The 19834-nt window shown below is 67.2% G+C and carries 15 protein-coding genes and 4 pseudogenes; 13 read left to right on the top strand and 6 right to left on the bottom strand.

Annotation, left to right across the window (positions count from 1 at the left end; all coding sequences use genetic code 11):
• Window positions 1-3 precede the first annotated feature (3 nt).
• Window positions 4-702, bottom strand: coding sequence for a P-loop NTPase family protein (locus MCHUDSM44219_RS06550; RefSeq protein ID WP_048417431.1), 699 nt, complete (start codon window positions 700-702; stop codon window positions 4-6).
• A gap of 92 nt (window positions 703-794) precedes the next feature.
• Here MCHUDSM44219_RS06550 and MCHUDSM44219_RS06545 point away from each other — a divergent pair, with 92 nt between their 5' ends.
• Both MCHUDSM44219_RS06545 and MCHUDSM44219_RS06540 read left to right on the top strand, forming a co-directional pair.
• Window positions 795-1406, top strand: a complete 612-nt coding sequence (locus tag MCHUDSM44219_RS06545) for a TetR/AcrR family transcriptional regulator (RefSeq protein WP_048417430.1) — start codon at window positions 795-797, stop codon at window positions 1404-1406.
• A gap of 300 nt (window positions 1407-1706) precedes the next feature.
• Window positions 1707-2426, top strand: coding sequence for a DUF4189 domain-containing protein (locus MCHUDSM44219_RS06540; RefSeq protein ID WP_048417429.1), 720 nt, complete (start codon window positions 1707-1709; stop codon window positions 2424-2426).
• Between the two features lie 75 nt (window positions 2427-2501).
• On the opposite strand, the gene MCHUDSM44219_RS06535 is transcribed toward MCHUDSM44219_RS06540, so the two are convergent.
• On the bottom strand, window positions 2502-4286 hold the full coding sequence (locus MCHUDSM44219_RS06535; protein WP_048417428.1) for a serine/threonine-protein kinase: 1785 nt from the start codon (window positions 4284-4286) through the stop codon (window positions 2502-2504).
• A 136-nt stretch (window positions 4287-4422) separates the two neighbouring features.
• On the opposite strand from MCHUDSM44219_RS06535, the pseudogene MCHUDSM44219_RS30730 reads away from it, so the two are divergent.
• A pseudogene (locus MCHUDSM44219_RS30730) lies at window positions 4423-4617 on the top strand (sigma-70 family RNA polymerase sigma factor); the annotation flags it as partial.
• Between the two features lie 34 nt (window positions 4618-4651).
• On the opposite strand, the gene MCHUDSM44219_RS06525 reads toward MCHUDSM44219_RS30730, so the two are convergent.
• Both MCHUDSM44219_RS06525 and MCHUDSM44219_RS06520 read right to left on the bottom strand, forming a co-directional pair.
• A complete protein-coding gene (locus MCHUDSM44219_RS06525) occupies window positions 4652-5779 on the bottom strand; it encodes a fatty acid desaturase family protein (protein ID WP_048417426.1) in 1128 nt (375 codons plus the stop codon).
• 15 nt (window positions 5780-5794) lie between these two features.
• The gene (locus MCHUDSM44219_RS06520; RefSeq protein WP_048417425.1) at window positions 5795-6886 is read right to left on the bottom strand and encodes a ferredoxin reductase; all 1092 of its coding nucleotides are present in this window, start codon (window positions 6884-6886) and stop codon (window positions 5795-5797) included.
• Between the two features lie 85 nt (window positions 6887-6971).
• Here MCHUDSM44219_RS06520 and MCHUDSM44219_RS06515 point away from each other — a divergent pair, with 85 nt between their 5' ends.
• From MCHUDSM44219_RS06515 to MCHUDSM44219_RS06505, 3 genes are read left to right on the top strand one after another with little or no spacing between them, the layout of a single operon-like run.
• The gene (locus MCHUDSM44219_RS06515; protein WP_048417424.1) at window positions 6972-8174 is read left to right on the top strand and encodes a PucR family transcriptional regulator; all 1203 of its coding nucleotides are present in this window, start codon (window positions 6972-6974) and stop codon (window positions 8172-8174) included.
• A 53-nt stretch (window positions 8175-8227) separates the two neighbouring features.
• Window positions 8228-8725 carry a nitroreductase/quinone reductase family protein gene (locus MCHUDSM44219_RS06510; RefSeq protein WP_048417423.1) on the top strand — a complete coding sequence of 166 codons (498 nt, stop codon included), beginning with the start codon at window positions 8228-8230 and terminating at the stop codon, window positions 8723-8725.
• A gap of 46 nt (window positions 8726-8771) precedes the next feature.
• Window positions 8772-10190 (top strand): DUF2252 domain-containing protein, encoded by a 1419-nt coding sequence (locus MCHUDSM44219_RS06505; RefSeq protein ID WP_236695376.1) that lies wholly within the window; start codon window positions 8772-8774, stop codon window positions 10188-10190.
• 3 nt (window positions 10191-10193) lie between these two features.
• Here the strand turns inward: MCHUDSM44219_RS06505 and MCHUDSM44219_RS30725 are convergent.
• Window positions 10194-10805 (bottom strand): annotated as a pseudogene (locus MCHUDSM44219_RS30725) (DUF1460 domain-containing protein); the annotation flags it as partial.
• A 132-nt stretch (window positions 10806-10937) separates the two neighbouring features.
• Window positions 10938-11846 (bottom strand): annotated as a pseudogene (locus MCHUDSM44219_RS30720) (lytic transglycosylase domain-containing protein); the annotation flags it as partial.
• A gap of 152 nt (window positions 11847-11998) precedes the next feature.
• Here MCHUDSM44219_RS30720 and treS point away from each other — a divergent pair.
• The 7 genes and pseudogenes from treS (at window position 11999) to MCHUDSM44219_RS28765 (ending at window position 19716) form a co-directional block, all read left to right on the top strand.
• The gene (treS, locus tag MCHUDSM44219_RS06495; protein WP_048417420.1) at window positions 11999-14221 is read left to right on the top strand and encodes a maltose alpha-D-glucosyltransferase; all 2223 of its coding nucleotides are present in this window, start codon (window positions 11999-12001) and stop codon (window positions 14219-14221) included.
• A gap of 54 nt (window positions 14222-14275) precedes the next feature.
• Window positions 14276-14701 (top strand): annotated as a pseudogene (locus MCHUDSM44219_RS28770) (LLM class flavin-dependent oxidoreductase); the annotation flags it as partial.
• Complete coding sequence (locus MCHUDSM44219_RS06490) at window positions 14655-16085, top strand: gamma-aminobutyraldehyde dehydrogenase (protein ID WP_048417419.1); 1431 nt, start codon at window positions 14655-14657, stop codon at window positions 16083-16085. The pseudogene MCHUDSM44219_RS28770 and the gene MCHUDSM44219_RS06490, both read left to right, overlap by 47 nt.
• A 39-nt stretch (window positions 16086-16124) precedes the next feature.
• Window positions 16125-16469: a RedY/HapK family protein gene (locus MCHUDSM44219_RS06485; protein ID WP_131722294.1), complete on the top strand. Its 345-nt coding sequence runs from the start codon at window positions 16125-16127 to the stop codon at window positions 16467-16469.
• Entirely contained in the window at window positions 16466-18205 is a 1740-nt protein-coding gene (locus MCHUDSM44219_RS06480) for a phytoene desaturase family protein (protein WP_048417417.1), read from the top strand. The genes MCHUDSM44219_RS06485 and MCHUDSM44219_RS06480 overlap by 4 nt, the downstream gene beginning before the upstream one ends.
• Window positions 18206-18232: 27 nt before the next feature.
• The gene (locus tag MCHUDSM44219_RS30715) at window positions 18233-18808 is read left to right on the top strand and encodes an APC family permease (protein WP_053081205.1); all 576 of its coding nucleotides are present in this window, start codon (window positions 18233-18235) and stop codon (window positions 18806-18808) included.
• A complete protein-coding gene (locus MCHUDSM44219_RS28765; protein ID WP_269084072.1) occupies window positions 18796-19716 on the top strand; it encodes an APC family permease in 921 nt (306 codons plus the stop codon). Before MCHUDSM44219_RS30715 ends, MCHUDSM44219_RS28765 begins: the two co-directional genes overlap by 13 nt.
• The last annotated feature ends 118 nt before the right edge of the window (window positions 19717-19834 follow it).

Genomic DNA, 19834 nt, shown 5'->3' with positions numbered 1-19834 from the left:
TTCTCAGTCCTTTCCCGCGATGTTCGGGATGTGCACTTCGTGCTCGGGTGCTTGATCGCCGAGCGAATTCGTCACGCCCACAACGACCAGGCGGTCGGCGGCGATGACGCCGAGGCGTTGTACTGCCTGCGCCCGCCGTCCGCTGTCACGGACCTGTTCGAGATCACCGACCACCAGGACCGGTCGGTCCGAGCACAGTGCCAGGGCGATCTGCAGCAGGAACGTCTCCAGATCGCCCATGTCACCGATGTAGTCGGTCGGCGCCGGGCGTGGGATGTCCCCGAACACCTCGGCCAGCACGTCCCGGTGCGAAGGTTCACGCGACCGCCCGAACAGGGGAGCGAGCCAGCGGCGCTGCTCGGTCACCACAGTCTTCACGGTCACGGCCTCGTCCAGATCATCGATGTCGCCGAACGCCGCGATGGCGCAGTGCCGGCGGATGGCCCGCGGTGCGGTCTCGCCGAACACCGCCACGGTGCCGGCGCTCGGCTTGAGCCGGCCCGCCAGCGTGAGCAGCAAGGCTTTCTGGCTGTGGCCGCCGGGCATGTGCACCGCGTGCAGGCCGCGATCGATGTCCAGGTCGACGTCGCGGAAGAGGGGGCCGTGCTCACCGTCGAACGTCAGACCCCGCGACACGATGATCGCGTCGCCGTCCGCGACGGGACGCGCCTGCGCAGTGTTGACCGCAGCGTGTCGGCTCATGGTCGCCTCCTGGGTTGCCGTATCAACAAGTGGATGATTCAATACGATATGCATTCAATACGGAATGTATCGAGTTCGAGAGGCCGTTTGTCGTGAAGGTCACAGAGGCGCCGAAAACCCGCCGACGCAGCAACACCCGGGCGCGATTGATCGAGGCCACCGACGAGCTCATCCGGGACAGTGGCCGCACCTGGTTCAGCGTCGAGGAGGTGTGCCGGGCGGCGGGCTACACCCGGGGCGCGTTCTACTCCAGTTTCGACGACATGGAGGATCTGCTCTTCGAGGTGTACGGGCACCAGAACGACGCACTCGTCGAACGGTTGCGGGGTACCGCCGCACCCCTGCTGCGGACCAGAGACGTTCTGAGGACCGACCGCGTGGTGCGCCATCTGCTGAAGGCCGGCGTCGCCGATCAACCCCGCATCGCCCTGCATGCCGCCCTGGTGGCTCGCGCGGCCCATCAGCCCGAGATCGCCCTCGCCCTGGATGCGCAGGTCGAACGCTTCCGTGAGGGCCTGCAGGCGATCTTCGTCGCGCTCATCGCCAAGACCGGCCGGACGATGACGGTGACGCCGGAGACATTCACCCGCGCGCTGATGGCGGCCCAGGCGGGTGCCTCCGGTCAGTTCCTCAGCGACCGCGCCGCCACCGAGGAAGTCCGCTACCTCACCGCGCTGGCCGTCGTCGAGGGGCTGTCCACCTGACGACGGGCCGATCCCTTACGCAGCCGCCTGATCTCGGAGAGCGGATCGAGCAGGGACGGCCATCGGCGCGATGAGCACACCGATTTTCCTTACCTGGCGGATAGGAAACCCTTGCCGTCGGCCGCCGGATTCTGGCTTCACGGCGATTACGCCGGCGTTGGCCGCGGACGACGATTGCTGCAGCGGGAAAACCGGACAACGGCCGAACAATTCGGCAGACATATATGCAGACCCGCGGAGAACGGCGAAGAGACCACTACGCGGCCCGCTCGGGGCAGCGACAACCTCACAGGAGCGATCATGACAACGAATTCCAGGAGCCGCACGGGCTGGAGAGGCCGGACCGCGGCCACCGTAATGCTCGCCGCGGGGGCAGCCGCCGTCGGCTTGCTCACGCCCCCCGCGGCGCAAGCTGCAGACCAGTACATCGCGCTGGCGCTCGGGTATGTCAACGAGAATCCGCCCGTCACGATGGCAGGCGGTTCGTCGATCAGTGCAAGCCAAGACCAGGCCGCGCAGGGCGCGCTGACGAACTGTTCCAACAATGGCGCCGATCACTGCGTGACCGTGGTCATCGCCACGAATGAGTGCGCGGCGGCCGCCTCGAACGACTACGGCGAAGAGGTCGGGGCATCGGGCTCGACGGTTGCCGCAGCCTCGAGCAGCGCCTTGGCCAAACTGCAGAATCAGGCCGGTGCCAAGGTGATTGTGTCGGGTTGCTCGAATGGGAACACGCCGCCACCGCCACCGAACGATCCGCCGCCCCCTCCGGCGCCGAAGCTGGGTCCGACGGTGTCGTTCAGCACGGTTGTGGGCGGTCTGGTCGCTCACATCACCGACCGCAGTGGGGTGACAGCGCAATGCACCTACACGGCGGACAACTTCCACCGTGCGTTCGCCCTGCCGGCGAACTCCAGTTACGACCTGCGGATCGTCCCGGCAATTCCACAATTCAAGAACTGGAACGTCACCATCGCGTGTGACAACGGAACCAGCACAACGACGACGACGTACTTCTGACGCCGGTCGTCCCGACCGCCCGAACCGTGAACCTACGGTTCGGGCGGTTCCGGTCTTCCCGCCGGCTTTCTCCGCCTACGCAGCCGCCTGCAGGGTGATCTCGGAGATCGCGGTGCGGCTCTTGCCGTCGGTGGTGCCCAGCGTGCTGATCCACACCAGCACATTCGATGTCTTCGTCTGGTCCCGGATGTCGATGCGGTTGTGGCCCGGTTGCAGTGGCGTCGTCGGGGTCAGCTCCGTGGTGTCAGCCAGCTTGCCCGGGTTCTCGGTGGGAGACGAGCGGATCTGCACCTCGGTTCCGGTGCTCGACACGTCGATCGTGACGGCGCTCAACGCCGTCGGTTCGGACAGATGCAGCATCAGTCCCTCTCCCTCCACGAAGTTCGGGAAGGGAACCGGGTCGGTGTACGTGACGGTCGACCACGACGTCGCGGGGTTCCCGTCGATCGCCAGTCCGGCCTTGTCCGGGTTGTCCGCACCGCCCGACGGCGCGAACACGGTCACGCTCGCCGGCGTGACGACCGGTCCCTGCCGCGTCACCAGCCCGAATCCGTCGGTGAACCACGCCACCGCGGCCACCGCCACCACGATCACGAAGGCGAGTGCGGCGAGGATCGGCGTCCGGCGGCTCCGGCGCTTCGGTTGCGCCTCGAACGTCGCGGTCGTGCGGGACGAGCGCGGCGTCGGGGGAGTGGGCGCGGGGAAGATACTGATCTCGTCGGCGTCGAGGGTGTGGCCGTCCCAGACGCCGTGCACTTCGACTGTGCCGCCGTCGTCGAGCTGCCCGGGTCCGAGCTGGGTGTTGATCGCGACGGGGACCGGGGTGGGCAGGTGGGTGGGATCGGACGGCGTCAGACGGAACGAGACGGCTTCCAACTCGGCGCCGGCACCGACGGTGCGCTGTTCGACGCCATGTGCCGTTCCGCGTAGCACCAGACGCTCGAGGCGCTGGGTGGCGGGACGGCCGTCGGCATTCCCGGTCGGCGCAGCCGGGTGCGGTTGTGTGTCCTGGGCAGTTCGGGGTGGACGCGACCGGGCGAGGGCTTCGGCGAAGTCGAGGCAACTGGGGTAGCGCTGATCGGGATCCTTGGCCAGCGCTTTGGCCAGGACGCCGTCGAGGTGCGCGAGGTCGGGCCGGCGAGCGGATATCCGCGGGGGCGGGCTTCCCAGATGGTGACCGATGACGACGGCGCGGTTGGCGTCATCGAAGGGAGGAGCGCCGGTCAGCAGATGAAAAGTGGTGGCGGCCAACGCATATTGGTCTGACCGCCCGTCGAGCGGTTGGCCGCGCAATTGCTCGGGGGCCATGTAGCTCACGGTGCCGATGGCGACGTTGTCGTCGGTGAGGTTGCTGACGTCGTCGATCCGTCGGGCGATGCCGAAATCGGTCAGGAGCACCCGGCGCCGACGCCCGTCGGACGCCGTCACGAGGATGTTCTCCGGCTTGACGTCGCGATGGAGCAGGCGGCGCTCATGGGCGAAGTCGAGTGCGTCGGCCACCGCTGTCACGATGTCCACGACCTCGTGCTCGGGCATACCGCTCGGGTAGGAGTCCCTGATCAACTGCCCGGCGTCCGTGCCGTCCACATAATCCATCGAGATCCACAGCCGCCCGTCGAACTCGCCCCGGTCGAGGACGCCGACGATGTGGGGGTGCTGCAGCGCCGCCGCCATCTCGGCCTCGCGGATGAACCGTGCCCGGAACTCTGTGTCCGCCGTCGAGGTGGGCGCCAGGATCTTGAGCGCGTCGCGGCGCGGCAGTCGGGGATGCTGCGCGAGGTAGACCTCGCCCATGCCGCCGGTGCCGAGCAGCCGCTCGATCAGGTACCCGGCGAATTCCTCGCCATTGTTCAGCGGCATGCACAGAGCCTACAAAGCCATGCTGATCGCGGTGCCCGGCCGCCGCTGTATGTCACTCTGGACGGGTAGGCCGACAGCAGGGGACTACGTGGCAGCCGACGGCGAACCCGACGATCCCGAGGTGCTGTGGCGAGCGCTGCGCGACGCGCATCTCGGTCTCGTCGTCACACTGGCCAAGCACTACACCGGCCACGGCACCGCATTCCTCGACCTCATCGAGATCGGCAACGTCGGCCTCGCGCAGGCGATCCGTGCCTACAACCCCGCGAAGGGGTACCGGTTCTCGATCTACGCGACCTGGTGGATCCGGCACGCGTTCGCTCGCGCGATCACCGCGTGACGGAATCCGTCGGCCGACCCGGGGTCTAGGCGGCCTCGGTCGTGCGACGCGACCGCCCGACCTTGTTGGGTAGCGAGAGCCGGAAGACCTTCTTCCACGCCGAGGCCACCTGCTGCGGAAGCGAACCGCTGGTGTAGGTCAGCCCGTAACGTTCGAACAGCTCCTGCACCTTCGGTGCGATCTCCTGGTAGCGGTTGCTGGGCAGGTCGGGGAACAGGTGATGCTCGATCTGGAACGACAGATTGCCAGTCATGAAGTGCAGCAACGGACTTCCGGTGATGTTGGCCGATCCGAGCATCTGACGCAGATACCACTGGCCGCGTGTCTCGCCGTCGATCGACGTCTTCTCGAACGTCTCGACCCCTTCGGGGAAATGCCCGCACATGATGACCGAGTGCGTCCACAGATTGCGGACCACGTTCGCCGTCAGGTTCGCGGTCAGGGTGGTCAGCGCGGACGGGCCCGACAGCAGTGGATGCAGCACATAGTCGCGCACCGCGTGCTTGCCGATTTTGGCGAGCACCCGCTTGCCGTTGCGGCGGAACTCCTCGGAGTCCGTCCTGCCCTTGAGGTACTTGCCGATCTCCAGGTCGTAGGCCGCGATGCCGTACTGGAACAGGCAGGCGTTGACAGCGTTGTACAGCGGCTGGCCCAGGTAGAACGGCGTCCACTTCTGGTTCTCGTCGACGCGCATGATGCCGTAGCCCAGGTCGTGGTCCTTGCCGCGCACGTTGGTGTAGGTGTGGTGGACCTCGTTGTGCGAGTGCTTCCACATGTCTGCGGGGGAGGCGTTGTCCCACTCCCAGGTGGTCGAGTGGATCTTGGAGTCGCGCATCCAGTCCCACTGGCCGTGCATGACGTTGTGGCCGATCTCCATGTTCTCGACGATCTTCGACACGGACAGACCGGCCGTTCCGACGATCCAGGCGGGCGGGAACAACGAGAACAGCAGGATCGCCCGGCTGCTCAGCTCGAGCTTGCGCTGACCGTCGATGACCGTGCGGATGTAGGCCGCGTCGCGCTCGCCGCGGCTGGAGACGATCTGTTCGCGGATGGCGTCGAGCTCCCGGCCGAGATTCTCGATGTCGTCATCGGTGAGATGGCCGGCGGGGCCGGCCGTGGTGCGTGCCGGGGTGAGTGTTGCAGAAGTCATATCGAATCTCCTTGATCAAAGTGCGATTTCGCAGGTGCCCGCAGCGGCGGAGACACAGGTCTGGATCTGGACGTTGTCACCGGGTGAGGCCGTGGTGACGTCTCCGGTGCGCAGGTCGCGAACGGCCCCCTGGCGCAGGGGTGCGACGCAGCCGAAGCAGATGCCCATCCGGCAGCCGGACGGCATCAGGACACCCGCGGCCTCGCCGGCGTCGAGCAGAGTCTGGGATCCTTCGGCCTCGACGACCGTTCCGGTCGTCACAAAGGTGACCTCGCCGCCGTCGCCGGCGGTGATGACGGTCGGCCGGAAGCGTTCGGTGTGCAGCCGATCGGCGATGCCGGCGGTGTCCCAGCGGGCCTCGAGGGCGTCGAGCATTCCGGCGGGTCCGCAGGCCCAGGTCTCGCGCTCGGCGACATCGTCGACCAGGTCGCCGAGGCGGTCCATGTCGAGCATGCCGTCGATGTCGGTGTGCCTCTCCACCAACCGGATTCGGCCGCGGCGGGCCATCGAGCGGAGTTCCCCGCCGAAGATGACGTCGTCCGCGGAGGGGGCGGAGTGCACGACCACGACGTCGGCGCACTCGTCGGTCATGTTGCGCAGCATCCCCATCACGGGGGTGATGCCGCTGCCTGCGGTGAGGAACAGGATCTTGCTCGGCGTCCGGGCGCCGAGAGTGAATTCTCCTGCGGCCTGGTCGAGTTGGATGACGGTGCCGACGGTGGCCCGACGCACCAGGTGGTTGCTGACCGTGCCATCGGGGATCGCCTTCACGGTGATGGCGATGCAGCCGTCCTCGCGGGACACCTCCGAGGTGAGCGAGTAGGCCCGCCACTGGCGGACGCCGTCGACGTCGACACCGATGCGGACATATTGGCCGGGTGTGTGGCCGCGCCAGCCGCGACCCGGCTTGACCACCACGGTGACGGCGTCACGGGTCTCCGGGTGCAGCGCGACGATGCGGCCGCGCAGGTCGGCGCCGGAGCGCAGCGGGTCGATGACGTCGAGGTAGTCGGCGGGGACCAGCGGGGTGGTCACCCATTCCGCGAGCTTGATGACACGCTCCCGCAGGGCGCCGACAGTCGTCGGCCGGGGTGCTGTTGTGGTCATGACACCACTCTGGCTGGGTCAGGGGTATAAACTCTTGGCTACAGAGCGTGAATTCCATGCTCGATTTTGTTCGCAGGGGACAGTAATGGCCGAGCAGGGGCTCCGCTTCACCGGACTCGACCTGCCGGACGACGTCGCCGCCGCCCTGCAGGCGGTGCTGCCGCGGATGGCCGAACGCACCGTGACCGCGGTGACGGCCGAGGTGCCCAGCTACGCCGCCGCATTCAGTGGCCGGATGGGCCAGAACATCGAGAACGCCGTGCAGATGGCCCTCGGTGGCTTCCTGCGGCTGGCGGTGCGCGCGCAGGACACCGACCCGACAGCGACGCTGACCCCCGCGCTGGACGGCGCCTACGAACTCGGTCGTGGCGAGGCGCGACAGGGCCGCTCCATGGATGCACTGCTGTCGGCGTACCGGGTCGGCGCGCGCGTCGCCTGGCGGGAGCTGTCGGGCACCGCCGTCGAGGCCGGGCTGACCGCGGACACGGTGGCCCGATTCGCCGAGCTGGTGTTCGCGTTCATCGACGAATTGTCGGCGTCCAGCGTCTCTGGGCACGCCGACGAGTTGGCGACGACGGGGCGGGTCCGGGAACGCTATCTCGAACGGCTGGCGCGGCAGTTGCTCGACGGCGAGCCGGCGGAGGTTCTGCAGGACAGTGCCGAGCGGGCGGGGTGGAGTCCTCCGTCCACGCTGACCGCCATCCTTCTTGCGGAGGCTCAAACCCGCGGTTTGGCAGCACGTTTCGGCCAATCGACGCTGCTCGTCAGCGAAGACCTGCCGGGCGTCGGTGCGTCGGACTCGTTGGCGGTGTTGCTGGCCCCCGATCTGGACGTCCGGCATCGCCGCCAACTCCATTCGGCGTTGCAGGGCCGGCGGGCCCTCGTCGGGCCCGCTCGTCCGTGGATGCTGGTCCAGTCGTCGTACCGACGGGCGCTGCGGGCGCGCACCCTGCCCGTCGCCGATGACGTCGACATCGTCGACACCGACGATCACCTGGTCGAGCTCGTTCTCACCGCGGACCTCGAGGCGTCCGAGGATCTGCGGGCGCGGGTGCTGGCGCCGTTGAGCGGGCTACGGCCCAGCACCGCCGAGCGGTTGGCCGAGACGCTGAGATCGTGGCTTCTGCATCAGGGCCAACGGGAGGCCGTCGCCACGGAGTTGTTCGTCCACCCGCAGACGGTGCGGTACCGGATGACACAGATCCGCGAACTGTTCGGCGACGGACTCGACGATCCGCGAACGGTCATGGAACTCACCGTGGCGCTGGCTGTCCCGAAACCGACGTGACCTGCCGCTGCCGTAAGGTCGGCTCAGCCGACCATCTCGAGGGGACCTGACACATGGCTGATGCCGACGCCGCAGCGATCCGGGCCGAGCGCGATGACTGGATGGGCGAGCACCTCGCCATGTACCTCGAGTCGGGCGGAGCGAGGGGCCACATCGTCGACCTCAGTTCGGTCGGCGGCCGCGCGATGACCACGCACTGTCTGATCAGATACACCGGCCGCAAATCGGGCAGGATCTACGTCAAGCCGCTCATCTACGGCAACGTCGGCGGCGAGATCGTCGTCGTCGCGTCGAAGGGCGGGGCCGACACCCATCCGGAGTGGTACCTGAGCATCCTGGCCAACGAGACCATCGGTGTGCAGGTCGCCACCCAGGCCTTCGAGGCCACCTGGCGTGAGCCAGAAGGCACTGAGCGGCATCAGGTCTGGGAGTACATGAGCCATCTCTACCCGCCCTACATCGCCTACCAGCGGTCGACGAGTCGGCACATCCCCCTGGTCATGCTCACGCCGGGCCGCCCGGTCGACGTGTTCACCCCGGCACCGAACTGATCCATTGAAGTCCGCGTCGACGCCCGACCGGCGCACCATGGAACCGATGACCTCCGCTGAGCCGACTCGGCACACCGTGCTGGCGGAGACCGACAGCGCCGCCTACCACTCCCTGCGGCAACAGCCGGTGACCCGCGCCGAGCGGTACGCACTCGGCAAGAGCCTGCGCAAGCGTGTACCGCGGCGATCACTTGCCGACTGGACCCCACCGGCCGACAGGCCGGACCCGATCCAGCTCATCGAGGACAATCACCGCGGCAGGGTGGACCGCCTGGTCCCGATCCGCGTGGGACGCATGGTCGCGTCCCCCTACGGATTCCTCCGCGGAACCGCCGTCGTCATGGCTGAGGACGTCGCGCATCTGCCCGCCACCGGCATCACGCCCGTCGTGTGCGGCGACTCCCACCTCGGGAACTTCGGCTTCTACGCGTCCCCCGAACGCGATCTGGTGATCGATCTCAACGACTTCGACGAGGCCCACCCCGGCGCGTGGGAATGGGACCTGCGCCGACTGGTGGCCAGCATCTGGGTGGCGGGCCGGCACAACGGCTCGTCCGAGGACGACTGCGGCTCGGCGGTGCGCTCGTGCGTGGCGGCCTATCGCCTCGAAGTGCGCCGACTGGCTGATCAGCCGCTGTTCTCGCGGTCGTTCACCCGGCTCGACGTCGACCGGCTGGCCGGCGAAGCCCACGGTCCGCTGGCCGCGGAGGTCCGACGCTCTGCCAAGCGTGCGCGTCACCGCACCAGTGACCGCGCCCTGCCCCGGTTCACCGAAGAGGTCGCGGGCACACGCAAGATCGTCGAGGAGCCGCCTCTGATCACGCGACTGCCCGATCGCGAAGCCGAGGCGCTGGCCGAGGCGCTCGACGACTACCTGCCGACGCTGTCCACGCACTGGCGACGGGTGCTCGGGGGGTACACGCTGCTCGATGTCGCGCACAAGGTGGTCGGTGTCGGCAGCGTCGGGCTGCGCGCGTACGTGGCTCTGCTGGAAGGCTCCTCACCCGAGGACGTGGTGTTCCTCCAGCTGAAGCAGGCGCGTCGCTCCGTGCTCGCGCGCTACGTCCACGGCGAGTCGGCCTGGCACGCGCACCAGGGTCAGCGCGTGGTCGAGTATCAGCAGGCGCTGCAGACGGTGAGCGACCCCCTGCTGGGATGGACGACGGTGGACGGCCTGCAGTACTACGTGCGCCAGTTCCGCAACATGAAGGGCACCATCCCGTTGGATGCGATGGACTCCAAGGCGCTCATCGACTACACCGGGGTGGTCGGCCAACTGCTCGCCAAGGGGCATGCGCGCACCAGTGGCGCCTCGATGATCGCCGGGTATCTCGGCCGCTCCGAGAAGGTGGACAACGCGTTGTGCACCTTCGCCAGGCGATACGCCGACCAGACCGAGGCCGACCATGCCGCGCTGGTGGCCGCCGTCGACCACGGCAGGATGCCCGTCGAGCGCGGCGTCTAGCTCCTACTGCACGGGCCGGAGCACGACGATCCCCGGCACGGTGCGCAGGTAGTCGAACAGCGGACTGTCGACCACCTTCTGGTTCGCGCTGAGCGAGGATGCGTTGCGCAGGAGCGGGCCGTCGGGGCCGGCGACGTAGATGCCGACGTGGGTGACGTCCAGGCCACCGTCCTCGGCGTAGGCCCCGAGGTAGTCCCCGGTACGCAACTGCGTGACGACGCCGTCGTCCACCGCCGCGCTCGGAAGGTAGGTCACGGTCCGCGGCACCACCGGCAGCCCGGGGAGATACACCCCGCCCGAATCCTTCCGGTTGAGGTTCTTGGCCACCTCGACCGTGTTGCGGCTCAGCGTGGCCGTGATGTCGGTCGCGACGGCCGGACCTGTGGCGGCCCAGTCGGTGAAGAAGTGCTTGCGGGTGGCGAAGCCGACGGCATTGTCCTTGTAGCGCACCCTGATCAGCGCGTTGACGAACTGATCGCGAGACGTGGACCGCTTGAGCGCCTCCACGTAGTCGACCAGAGTGAAACAGTCGACTCGCTCCAATTCAGCCGCGAGTTGTTCCGGCACCGTCTCTGACCCGACGAGAGTGTCGGCCCCGTAGGGCGTTCCGAGGAACTGCCGGGACAACCGCTCGGCCCGCTCGGCGGGATTCGCGCCGGAGGTCTCGCGCGCGACGCCCAGCGCGGCGTCCAGGACGGCGGCGCTGCCCGGCGAAAGTCGCACTGCCGACGAGGCTTTGGTCACGCGGGACAGATAGTCCTCGACCGGGATCGGCGCGGCCGCAGCGTAGTCGTCGGGGAGCAGGACGTCGCCTGCGGTCGTGTTCACGTACACACCCCAGCGGTGGTAGGCGCGCAAGCCGGCCGGATCGGCGGCCAGGACCGCGGCGTAGTCGTTGATCGCCCGCACGTACTGCAGGGAATTGTTGTACCGGTACAGCGCGTGGTCCCGGTCCCGGGCGAAGCCGTTGGCCGCGAGGTAGCGCCCGGCGGCCATGATGGCGTCGCGCGGGGCGAGGATGTCGCCGCCCGCGCCGTAGGCCGCGAACGTCGACGGCATGAACTGCATCGGGCCCTGGGCGCCGGCAGTGCTGACCCCGGCGACCCGGCCGAACGCGGTCTCGACGAAATTGATGGCGGCCAGCACGTTCCAGTTCACCCCGAACGCCGTTTCGGCCTCCCGGTAGTAGCCCATCAACTCGTCGGCGGGCCGCGGCGCGACGATGCGCCACGCGGGCAGCGTCGCCCTCGGCCGCGCCATCGCGGCGAGTTGCCGACGGGCGTCGATGTTGTGGTCGTAGCCGGCGAGCAGGTCGGGCGGGATCCGCGGGCGGGCGATCGCGTCCCACTCGGGGTGCCGGCCGAGCACACGGTAGGCCGCCTGCTGACGACGAGCGGCGGCGCTCAGCACCGTGTCGGGGGTCCCCGGATCCCGCAGCGCGCGCTCGTCGGCCGCGAGGTCGTCGGCAAGGTGTGCCGGATCGGCCGCCAGTGGCCGGGCCGTGTCGCTCGCCGCCGCAGGGGGTGCGGCCGCGGTCGGCGCACCGGCGCTGGTCGGAGTGGCCCGCGGCTCGGCGGCCGAGCAGCCGGTCGGTATCAGTACGCAGGCCACGGCCAGTGCAGACACGACCGGCCGGGCCCGGCTTCCTCGGCTCATCGGCAGCGCGCACTCCTCGTCTCGGCGGCAACTCGATCGTCAGTCGCAGTATCGTCGTCACTGGCGATCATGCGACGGTAACCGTCGGTCGGTTTCCGGCCACGGCGCGGTGGCAATACGGGGCAGGAAAGTCACCGATGAGGAGGAGATGCATGTCGGAGTTGGAGATCACCGACGACGAGGGACACGAGTCGGTCGAGCCAACCTACGCCGAGCACCTTCATCCTGCGCGGCCCCGCACGCTGCGGTTCCGTCCCCGGGTCAAGACGCCGTTCGTGCGGCGGTCGGTCGCTCAGGACGGCCCGGCGAACGGCACCAATCCCGCATACGTGGAGTGGCTGCGCGCCCAGTCGATGCTGGCCGACGCCAACGAGATCAGCGCGCAGTTCTCGGGGCAGGGCTCGATGTGGCAGAACCCGTACGCCACGCCGAACCCTCGCGGCGCGGTCGACACCGCGTCGGTGTGGTTCACGGCCTACCCGCTGTCGCTGATCACGCGTCCCGATGAATCCTTCCTCAAGGCGATGGCCAGCGAGGACATGTGGAAGGCGTTCGCCGAAATCGGCATCGAAGCGGTGCACACCGGCCCCGTCAAACGGGCCGGCGGCATCTCCGGCTGGCAGTACACGCCCAGCGTCGACGGGCACTTCGACCGGATCGGCACCCAGATCGATCCGGCCTTCGGCACCGAGGACGAGTTCCGGCAGATGTGTGCGACGGCGGCCTGGTACGGCGGCACCATCATCGACGACATCGTGCCCGGCCATACCGGCAAGGGCGCCGACTTCCGGCTCGCCGAGATGAAGTACGCCGACTATCCGGGCATCTACCACATGGTCGAGATCGACCCCCGCGACTGGCACGAGCTGCCCGACGTGCCCTCTGGCACGGATTCGATCAACATCGACGCCGCGACCGAGGAATGGCTCGACAAGGCCGGGTACATCATCGGCCGGCTGCAGCGCGTGATCTTCTACGCCGAGGGGGTCAAGGAGACCAACTGGAGCGTCACCCGTCCGGTCACCGGCGTCGACGGCGTCGAACGGCGCTGGGTGTACCTGCACTACTTCAAGGACGGTCAGCCCTCGATCAACTGGCTCGACCCGTCGTTCGCCGGGATGCGGCTGGTGATCGGTGATGCCCTGCACTCGCTGGCCGACCTGGGCACCGGCGCCCTGCGGCTGGACGCCAACGGCTTCCTGGGAGTGGAAAAGGCTGCCTCGGAGGGTAATTCGGCGTGGTCGGAGGGGCATCCGCTTTCCGAGGCGGCCAACCACCTGATCGCGAGCATGGTCCGCAAGGTCGGCGGGTTCACCTTCCAGGAGCTCAACCTCACGATCGACGACATCCGCCAGATCGGCGAAGCCGGCGCGGATCTGTCCTACGACTTCGTCAACCGGCCCGCCTACCATCATGCGCTGGCCACCGGGGACACCGAGTTCTTGCGGCTCACGCTACGCACCACACTGGAACTGGGGGTCGACCCGGCCTCGCTGGTGCACGCGCTGCAGAACCACGACGAGCTCACCTATGAGCTGCTGCACTGGGAGAACGGCCACCGCGACGACGTCTACAGCTACAAGGGCGTCGAGGTCACCGGTGAACAGATCGCCGCCAGTGTGCGCAGCGATCTGGTCGAACACCTGACCGGGCCCGACGCGCCGTACAACCGCGTGTTCACCACCAACGGAATCGCCTGTACCACAGCGTCTGTGGTAGCTGCGGCGCTCGGAGTCAAGAAGCTGGACGACATCGACGACGTCGACCCGATCAGGCGCGCGCACCTGTTGCTCGCGATGTTCAACGCGCTGCAGCCGGGGGTCTTCGCGCTGTCGGGCTGGGATCTGAGCGGGATGCTCACGCTGCCCGTCTCGGCGGTCTCGGAACTCGTCGCCGCGGGGGACACCCGGTGGATCAACCGGGGCGCCCACGACCTGATGGGCATCAACCCCAATGCCCGGCAATCGACTGCCGGCATGCCGGTGGGGCGCAACCTGTACGGCTCCATCCCCGAGCAGCTCGCCGACGAGACCAGCTTCATCCGGCAGCTGCAGGCGATCCTGAAGGTGCGTTCGCACTACGGGATCGCGACCAGCCGCCAGCTCGACATCCCCGAGGTGTCACACCGCGGCATGCTCGTCCTGGTGCACGAACTCGACGGGGAGGGTCGGTTCCAGTTGACGGTCCTGAACTTCGCGCAGGAACACATCGCGGGCAGCGTGCGCTCGGAGCACTTGCCGCCCGGAGCGGTGGTGTCGGACATGTTCAGCGGCAACGAGATCGCGACCGTCGACGACCTGCACAGCTTCGCGGTCGACATGCCGACGCTGCACGGGATGTCCTTGCTAGTGGAGGCTCCGGCGCCGGCGGAGTGAGCGACGGTCGTTGACGCGCACGTAAGAGCGTCGCATAACGGGTATGCCCCTCGCATGACCGTCATCGGATTCCACTGCTCGCACGAGCAGATCGATCCCGCGCAGCTTCTGCGCGATGTCCAGCAGGCCGAGCATGCCGGCTTCACCGCGGGCATGTCCTCTGACCACTTCAGTCCGTGGAGCGAACGACAGGCCGAGTCCGGCTTCGCGTGGGCGTTCCTCGGGGCCGCACTGGCGACGACCCGGCTGCCGTTCGGCGTCGTCAATGCGCCGGGGCAGCGCTATCACCCCGCGATCATCGCCCAGGCGATCGCGACGCTGGCTCAGATGTTCCCCGGCCGGTTCTGGGCGGCCCTGGGCTCGGGCGAGGCGTCCAACGAGCGGGTCACCGGTGAGGTCTGGCCGCGCAATCGCAGCGACTTGGAGAAAACCCATGGCAGATGGCCCCCTCATGTACGTCGCGGGAGAGCACGTTCCCGCCGCCAGCGGCGCCACCGAGGCAGTCATCAACCCGGCGAACGGCGAACAGATCGCGACGGTGCCACTGGGCGATGCCGCCGACGTCGATCGCGCGGTCAGCGCAGCCGAGAAGGCTTTCGACGGTTGGGCATCAACCACACCGGGCAAGCGCGCCGAACTCCTGCTGAAGCTGGCTGATCGGCTGGAGGCTCACGCCGAGGAATTCGCGCAGCTGGAATCGCAGAACGTCGGTAAGCCGATCGCTGTGGCGCGCGACGAGATCCCCTTCGGTGTCGATAACATGCGATTCTTCGCGGCTGCCCGTGTGCTGGAGGGCCGCGCCGCCGGCGAATACTCCCCCACCCACACCAGCATCATCCGTCGTGATCCGCTCGGCGTCGTGGGCAGCGTAGCGCCGTGGAACTTCCCACTGGTCATGGCGATCTGGAAGATCTGCCCGGCACTCATGACCGGAAACACCCTGGTGCTCAAGCCCAGTGAGCAGACACCCCTGAGCACGTTGCGCCTGGCCGAGCTGGCCGCCGACCTGTTCCCGACCGGGGTGTTCAACGTCGTCACCGGTCATGGCGACACCGTCGGGGCGGCATTGACCGGTCACCCGCGGGTGCGGATGAGTTCACTGACCGGAGACACCACCACCGGAAAGGTCGTGGCCCGCGCCGGCGCGGACAACCTCAAGCGCCTCCATCTGGAACTGGGCGGCAAGGCGCCGGTGCTCGTGTTCGATGATTGTGACGCCGAACTCGCCATCACCAAGATCTGCGAGGGCGGGTATGGCAACTCCGGCCAAGATTGCATGGCGGCCTCGCGCGTGTACGTCGCCGATGGCATCTACGACGAATTCGTCACCGAACTGACCCGTGCGGTGAGCAAGGTGGCGATGGGGGAACCCGCCGACGAATCCACCGAGATGGGCCCGGTGATTTCCGAACGTCAGCGCGACCGGGTGGCCGGGTTCGTCGACCGCGCCGTCGCCTCCGGCCCGGCCTCGCTCGCCGTCGGCGGCCTCGGCTCAGGACCCGGGTTCTGGTACAAGCCATCCCTGGTCATCGACGCCGAGCAGGACTCCGAGATCGTGCAGAAGGAAGTGTTCGGCCCTGTCGTCACCACCACCCGTTTCCGCGGCGAGGAGCAGGCCTTCGCCTGGGCCAACGACGTCGAGTACGGCCTGGCGGCGTCGGTCTTCACCCGAGATGTCGGCCGAGCGATGCGCGCCGCCCGGAAGCTGCAGTTCGGCACCGTTTGGGTCAACGACCATCTGCCGATCGTCTCGGAGATGCCGCACGGCGGGTTCAAGCAGTCCGGGCATGGAAACGACATGTCGATCTACTCCGTCGAGGAGTACACCGAGATCAAGCACATCATGATCAATCTCGCAAGCTGACCGAATCTTCTGCGTGACAACGCCTTCGGAGGTCCCACCATGACAGTCCCCAACCGCACGGTAGTCGCTGTGAACCTGTTCTCCATGTTGCCCGGCGTCGACCCGGCCGACTTCGAGCGTTTCTCCACCGAGCTGGACCGGCCGACCTGCCTGGCCCGCCGTGACCTCGTTCGACGCTTCGAAGCGTTCCGCGTCAACAATGCCCCTGACGGTGCCCCGGCCGACATTCTGGAGGTCATGGAGGTGACCGACTGGGGGGACTGGGAAGAATTCCGCGATCACCACCCGAGCATGAAGCCCGTCATCGCGGGTTTCGAACGACTCGTCGACCCGGCCACCGTCCGGACCTACTTCACTCACGCCATCCCGGGAGGACACCAATGACATCCACCACCGCCCCTGACTACGACGCCATCGTCATCGGCGCGGGTCACAACGGTCTGATCACCGCCGGATACCTTGCCCGTGCGGGTAAGAGGGTCCTCGTGGTGGAGGCCCGCGATGTCGTGGGTGGTGCATGCACTAGTGAGGAACTCATCGCCGGTGCCACCTGGTCGTCGTGCGCGTTCATCGCCAGCCTGCTGCGCCCGGAGATCATCGCCGATCTGGAGCTGGAGCGCTACGGGCTGCAGATGTACCAGACCGAAGCCAATGAGGTCAGCATCTTCCCCGACGGCAGCCATCTGTTCGTGTGGAAGGACATGGACAAAACTCTCAAGGAGATCGAGAAGTTCTCCAAGCGCGATGCCGCAGCCTTCCTCGAATTCGGCCTGCGGGTCAAGAAATTCGCGTCGATCCTCACGCCGTTCCTGTTGTCGCCCGCGCCTAGCCGCTCGCAGGTGCTGGCCGCCTTCGAGGCCGCGGGCGCCGAGGATCTGTTCAACGAGATGGTCTTGCTGTCGACGAAGGATCTTCTGGACCGGTACTTCGAGAACGAACACATCAAAGGTCTGTTCACCTTCTTCGGCATGATCTCCGTCTGGGGCGGCCCGTCAACTCCCGGCACCGGCTACGTCTACGGGCACCACTCCGTCGGCGAGTTCAAAGGAACACTGGGCCAGTGGGGGTTCGTCAAGGGAGGCATGGGCGGCATCACCCAGGCGATGGCCCGCAGCGCAGAAGCGCATGGCGCCGAGATCCGGCTCGGGTCGCCGGTCAAGGAGGTCGTCGTCACCCGAGGTCGAGCCACCGGTGTGACACTTGCTGACGGACAGACCATTTCGGCACGTACGGTGATCTCCAACGCCGATCCTCAACGCTCGATGCTGAAGCTTCTACCGGCCGGGACGCTTGACACCAAACTCACCGGCAAACTGGAGAGCTACGACGCCCGCGGCTCGATGGCACGCATCCACCTGCTGATCGACGAACTACCTGACTACATCGGCTTCCCCGCCGGCGTGCAGGGCCCCCAGCACCAGGCCCAGGCGATCATGGGAGCGTCGATCGAGAACTTCGAGCGCGCCTGGGAGGCCGAACGCCGCGGCGAGATCCCTGACGACTTCGTGATCGAAGCCGTCATCCAGTCCACCCATGACTCGACCCTGGCGCCCGAAGGCAAGCACACGATGACCCTCGGCGTGCAACAACTGCCGTTCGAACTGGCCGGCACCGACTGGGACACCATCCGCGAAGAGTGGGCCGACAAGGTGCTCGACGTGCTTTTTCGCTACGCCCCCAACTTGCGAGGCCACATCCTCGAACGGGTCATCATCACACCCAAGGACCTCGAACGCGACTACGGGCTGACCGGCGGCAACATCTTCCACGGCTCGATGTTCTTCGACCAGCTGTTCAACAACCGGCCGACCCCCGAATTGGCCGACTACCGTACCCCGGTCGACAACTACTATCTCTGCGGCTCAGGCACCCACCCCGGCGGCGGGGTGATGGGTGCCAACGGCCACAACGCCGCCCAGGTCGTCATCGCCGACCTCAACGGCACACCGGCACCGACCGCCCAGCGCGTCGGCCCCGCGCCCAAATCCGGTGTCATCGACCGCGCCATGGAGACCGTCATGGACACCAAGACAGGCAAGAAGCTCGGCTACACCGTCGCGAGCAGTCCCGCACTCCGCAAGGTCGTCAAGTTCGCCGCCCGCAGCAAGACCACCCGTTAACCGACCACTTCACCACGAAGGACCGCCATGCTGCACCAGGATGATCCCCAATCGCTGGCCACCCTGAAGGACTCTCCAGACGGGTCAAAGGGTCTGGCTCGCAACCAGATCGGCGTGCTCGGCATCGTGTTCTTCGTCGTGGCCGCTGCCGCTCCGCTGACTGTGGTCGTGGCGTTGTTCCCGGTGATCATCGGCTCCGGCAACGGCGTCGGGATCGCGGGCGCCTTCGTTGCCGTGGCGATCGTCTTGACCATATTCGCGGTCGGATACGTCGCCATGAGCAAGCACATCACCAACGCCGGCGCCTTTTACGCCTTCATCACCCGGGGCCTCGGCCGACCGATGGGTCTCGGATCGGCGTCGCTGGCGATCTTCGCCTACAACGCCATTCAGCTCGGTGTCATCGGGGGATTCGGTTACTACGCGGCGGAGTTCACCTCTCGGCACACAGGCTTCGGCGTCCCGTGGTGGGTATTCTCGGGCCTGGCCATGGGTGCGTCACTGTTCCTCGGCGTTCGCCAAATCCACGCCGGTGCCCGCGTCTTGGCCGTGCTGCTCACCCTGGAGACGGGCGTCATCCTGTACTCAACATCGGGATCCTGATCAACTCACCGAATCCCGTCAGTGACTATTCCTTCGAACCCTTCGCTCCCTCGGCGGTCTTCGCCGGTGCGATCGGTGTCGCGCTGATGTTCGCCCACGCCTCGTTCATCGGCTTCGAGGGCACCGCTATCTACGGCGAAGAAGCCAAGGATCCCAAACGCACCGTCCCTCGGGCCACCTACGCCTCGGTGATCTTCATGGGCGTGTTCTACGCAGTCACCGCGTTCCTCATCGTCAACTCCGTGGGCGTCGACAACATCGTCGACCTCGCCGGAACCGAAGGGGGCAACCTCGTCTTCGCCGTGAGCGACACCGTACTCGGCCGCGTCGGCACCGAAGCCTTCCAACTCCTGGTCATCACCAGCTTGTTCGCCGCCATCCTGACGTTCCACAACAACGTCGCCCGCTACCTCTACTCGCTGGGCCGCCAAGGGGTCATCTGGACACGGCTGGGCACCACCCACCCGACCCGCAAGTCACCGGCACTGGCCTGCTACGTGCAGATCGCCATGGTCGCGGTCGTGGTAGCGATCTTCGCGATCCTGCGTCTCGACCCCTACACCACGTTGTTCACCTGGTGGACCGGCGTCGGTGCGGCCGGCATCATCTTGCTGCAGACCATCGCCAGTATCGCCATCTTCGTGTTCTTCCGGCGCTCGAACGTCGACAAGCGGCCCTGGAACACCTTCATCGCCCCGCTTCTCGGCGTCGCCGGCCTGCTGCCGTTCCTCTGGTACGCAGTCACCGGCATGGACGTCCTACTCGGCGGAGGAGGCTGGCTCCAAACCATCTTCACCACCATGCTGTTCGCCTCACTGGCCATTGGCATCATCGGTGCCTACCTCATCAAGGCACGCTCCCCGCAACGCTACGCACAGTTGAATTCCACGCTGGGCGACCGCATCTGAGGCTGTACTCAGCGGACGACCCGGTGGCTGCGAAACACGCCGCCGGGTTGTCCGCCTTCCCTGTCCAGTGACCCGGGTATCGCAGCCTCGGACGTGGCAGGCGAGGGACGGACACACA

Origin of the sequence: Mycolicibacterium chubuense, assembly GCF_001044255.1 — a bacterium.
Lineage (GTDB): Bacteria > Actinomycetota > Actinomycetes > Mycobacteriales > Mycobacteriaceae > Mycobacterium > Mycobacterium chubuense.
Note: the sequence above shows the minus strand (reverse complement) of the source record. Positions and strands in the feature narration are given on the sequence as shown.

Excerpts from the sequence above, each read along its gene's own strand:
- MCHUDSM44219_RS06550 (WP_048417431.1), bottom strand. The coding sequence starts at position 702 with ATGAGCCGACACGCTGCGGTCAACACTGCGCAGGCGCGTCCCGTCGCG.
- MCHUDSM44219_RS06540 (WP_048417429.1), top strand. The coding sequence starts at position 1,707 with ATGACAACGAATTCCAGGAGCCGCACGGGCTGGAGAGGCCGGACCGCG.
- MCHUDSM44219_RS06535 (WP_048417428.1), bottom strand. The coding sequence starts at position 4,286 with ATGCCGCTGAACAATGGCGAGGAATTCGCCGGGTACCTGATCGAGCGG.
- MCHUDSM44219_RS06525 (WP_048417426.1), bottom strand. The coding sequence starts at position 5,779 with ATGACTTCTGCAACACTCACCCCGGCACGCACCACGGCCGGCCCCGCC.
- MCHUDSM44219_RS06520 (WP_048417425.1), bottom strand. The coding sequence starts at position 6,886 with ATGACCACAACAGCACCCCGGCCGACGACTGTCGGCGCCCTGCGGGAG.
- MCHUDSM44219_RS06515 (WP_048417424.1), top strand. The coding sequence starts at position 6,972 with ATGGCCGAGCAGGGGCTCCGCTTCACCGGACTCGACCTGCCGGACGAC.
- MCHUDSM44219_RS06510 (WP_048417423.1), top strand. The coding sequence starts at position 8,228 with ATGGCTGATGCCGACGCCGCAGCGATCCGGGCCGAGCGCGATGACTGG.
- MCHUDSM44219_RS06505 (WP_236695376.1), top strand. The coding sequence starts at position 8,772 with ATGACCTCCGCTGAGCCGACTCGGCACACCGTGCTGGCGGAGACCGAC.
- treS (WP_048417420.1), top strand. The coding sequence starts at position 11,999 with ATGTCGGAGTTGGAGATCACCGACGACGAGGGACACGAGTCGGTCGAG.
- MCHUDSM44219_RS06490 (WP_048417419.1), top strand. The coding sequence starts at position 14,655 with ATGGCAGATGGCCCCCTCATGTACGTCGCGGGAGAGCACGTTCCCGCC.
- MCHUDSM44219_RS06485 (WP_131722294.1), top strand. The coding sequence starts at position 16,125 with ATGACAGTCCCCAACCGCACGGTAGTCGCTGTGAACCTGTTCTCCATG.
- MCHUDSM44219_RS06480 (WP_048417417.1), top strand. The coding sequence starts at position 16,466 with ATGACATCCACCACCGCCCCTGACTACGACGCCATCGTCATCGGCGCG.
- MCHUDSM44219_RS30715 (WP_053081205.1), top strand. The coding sequence starts at position 18,233 with ATGCTGCACCAGGATGATCCCCAATCGCTGGCCACCCTGAAGGACTCT.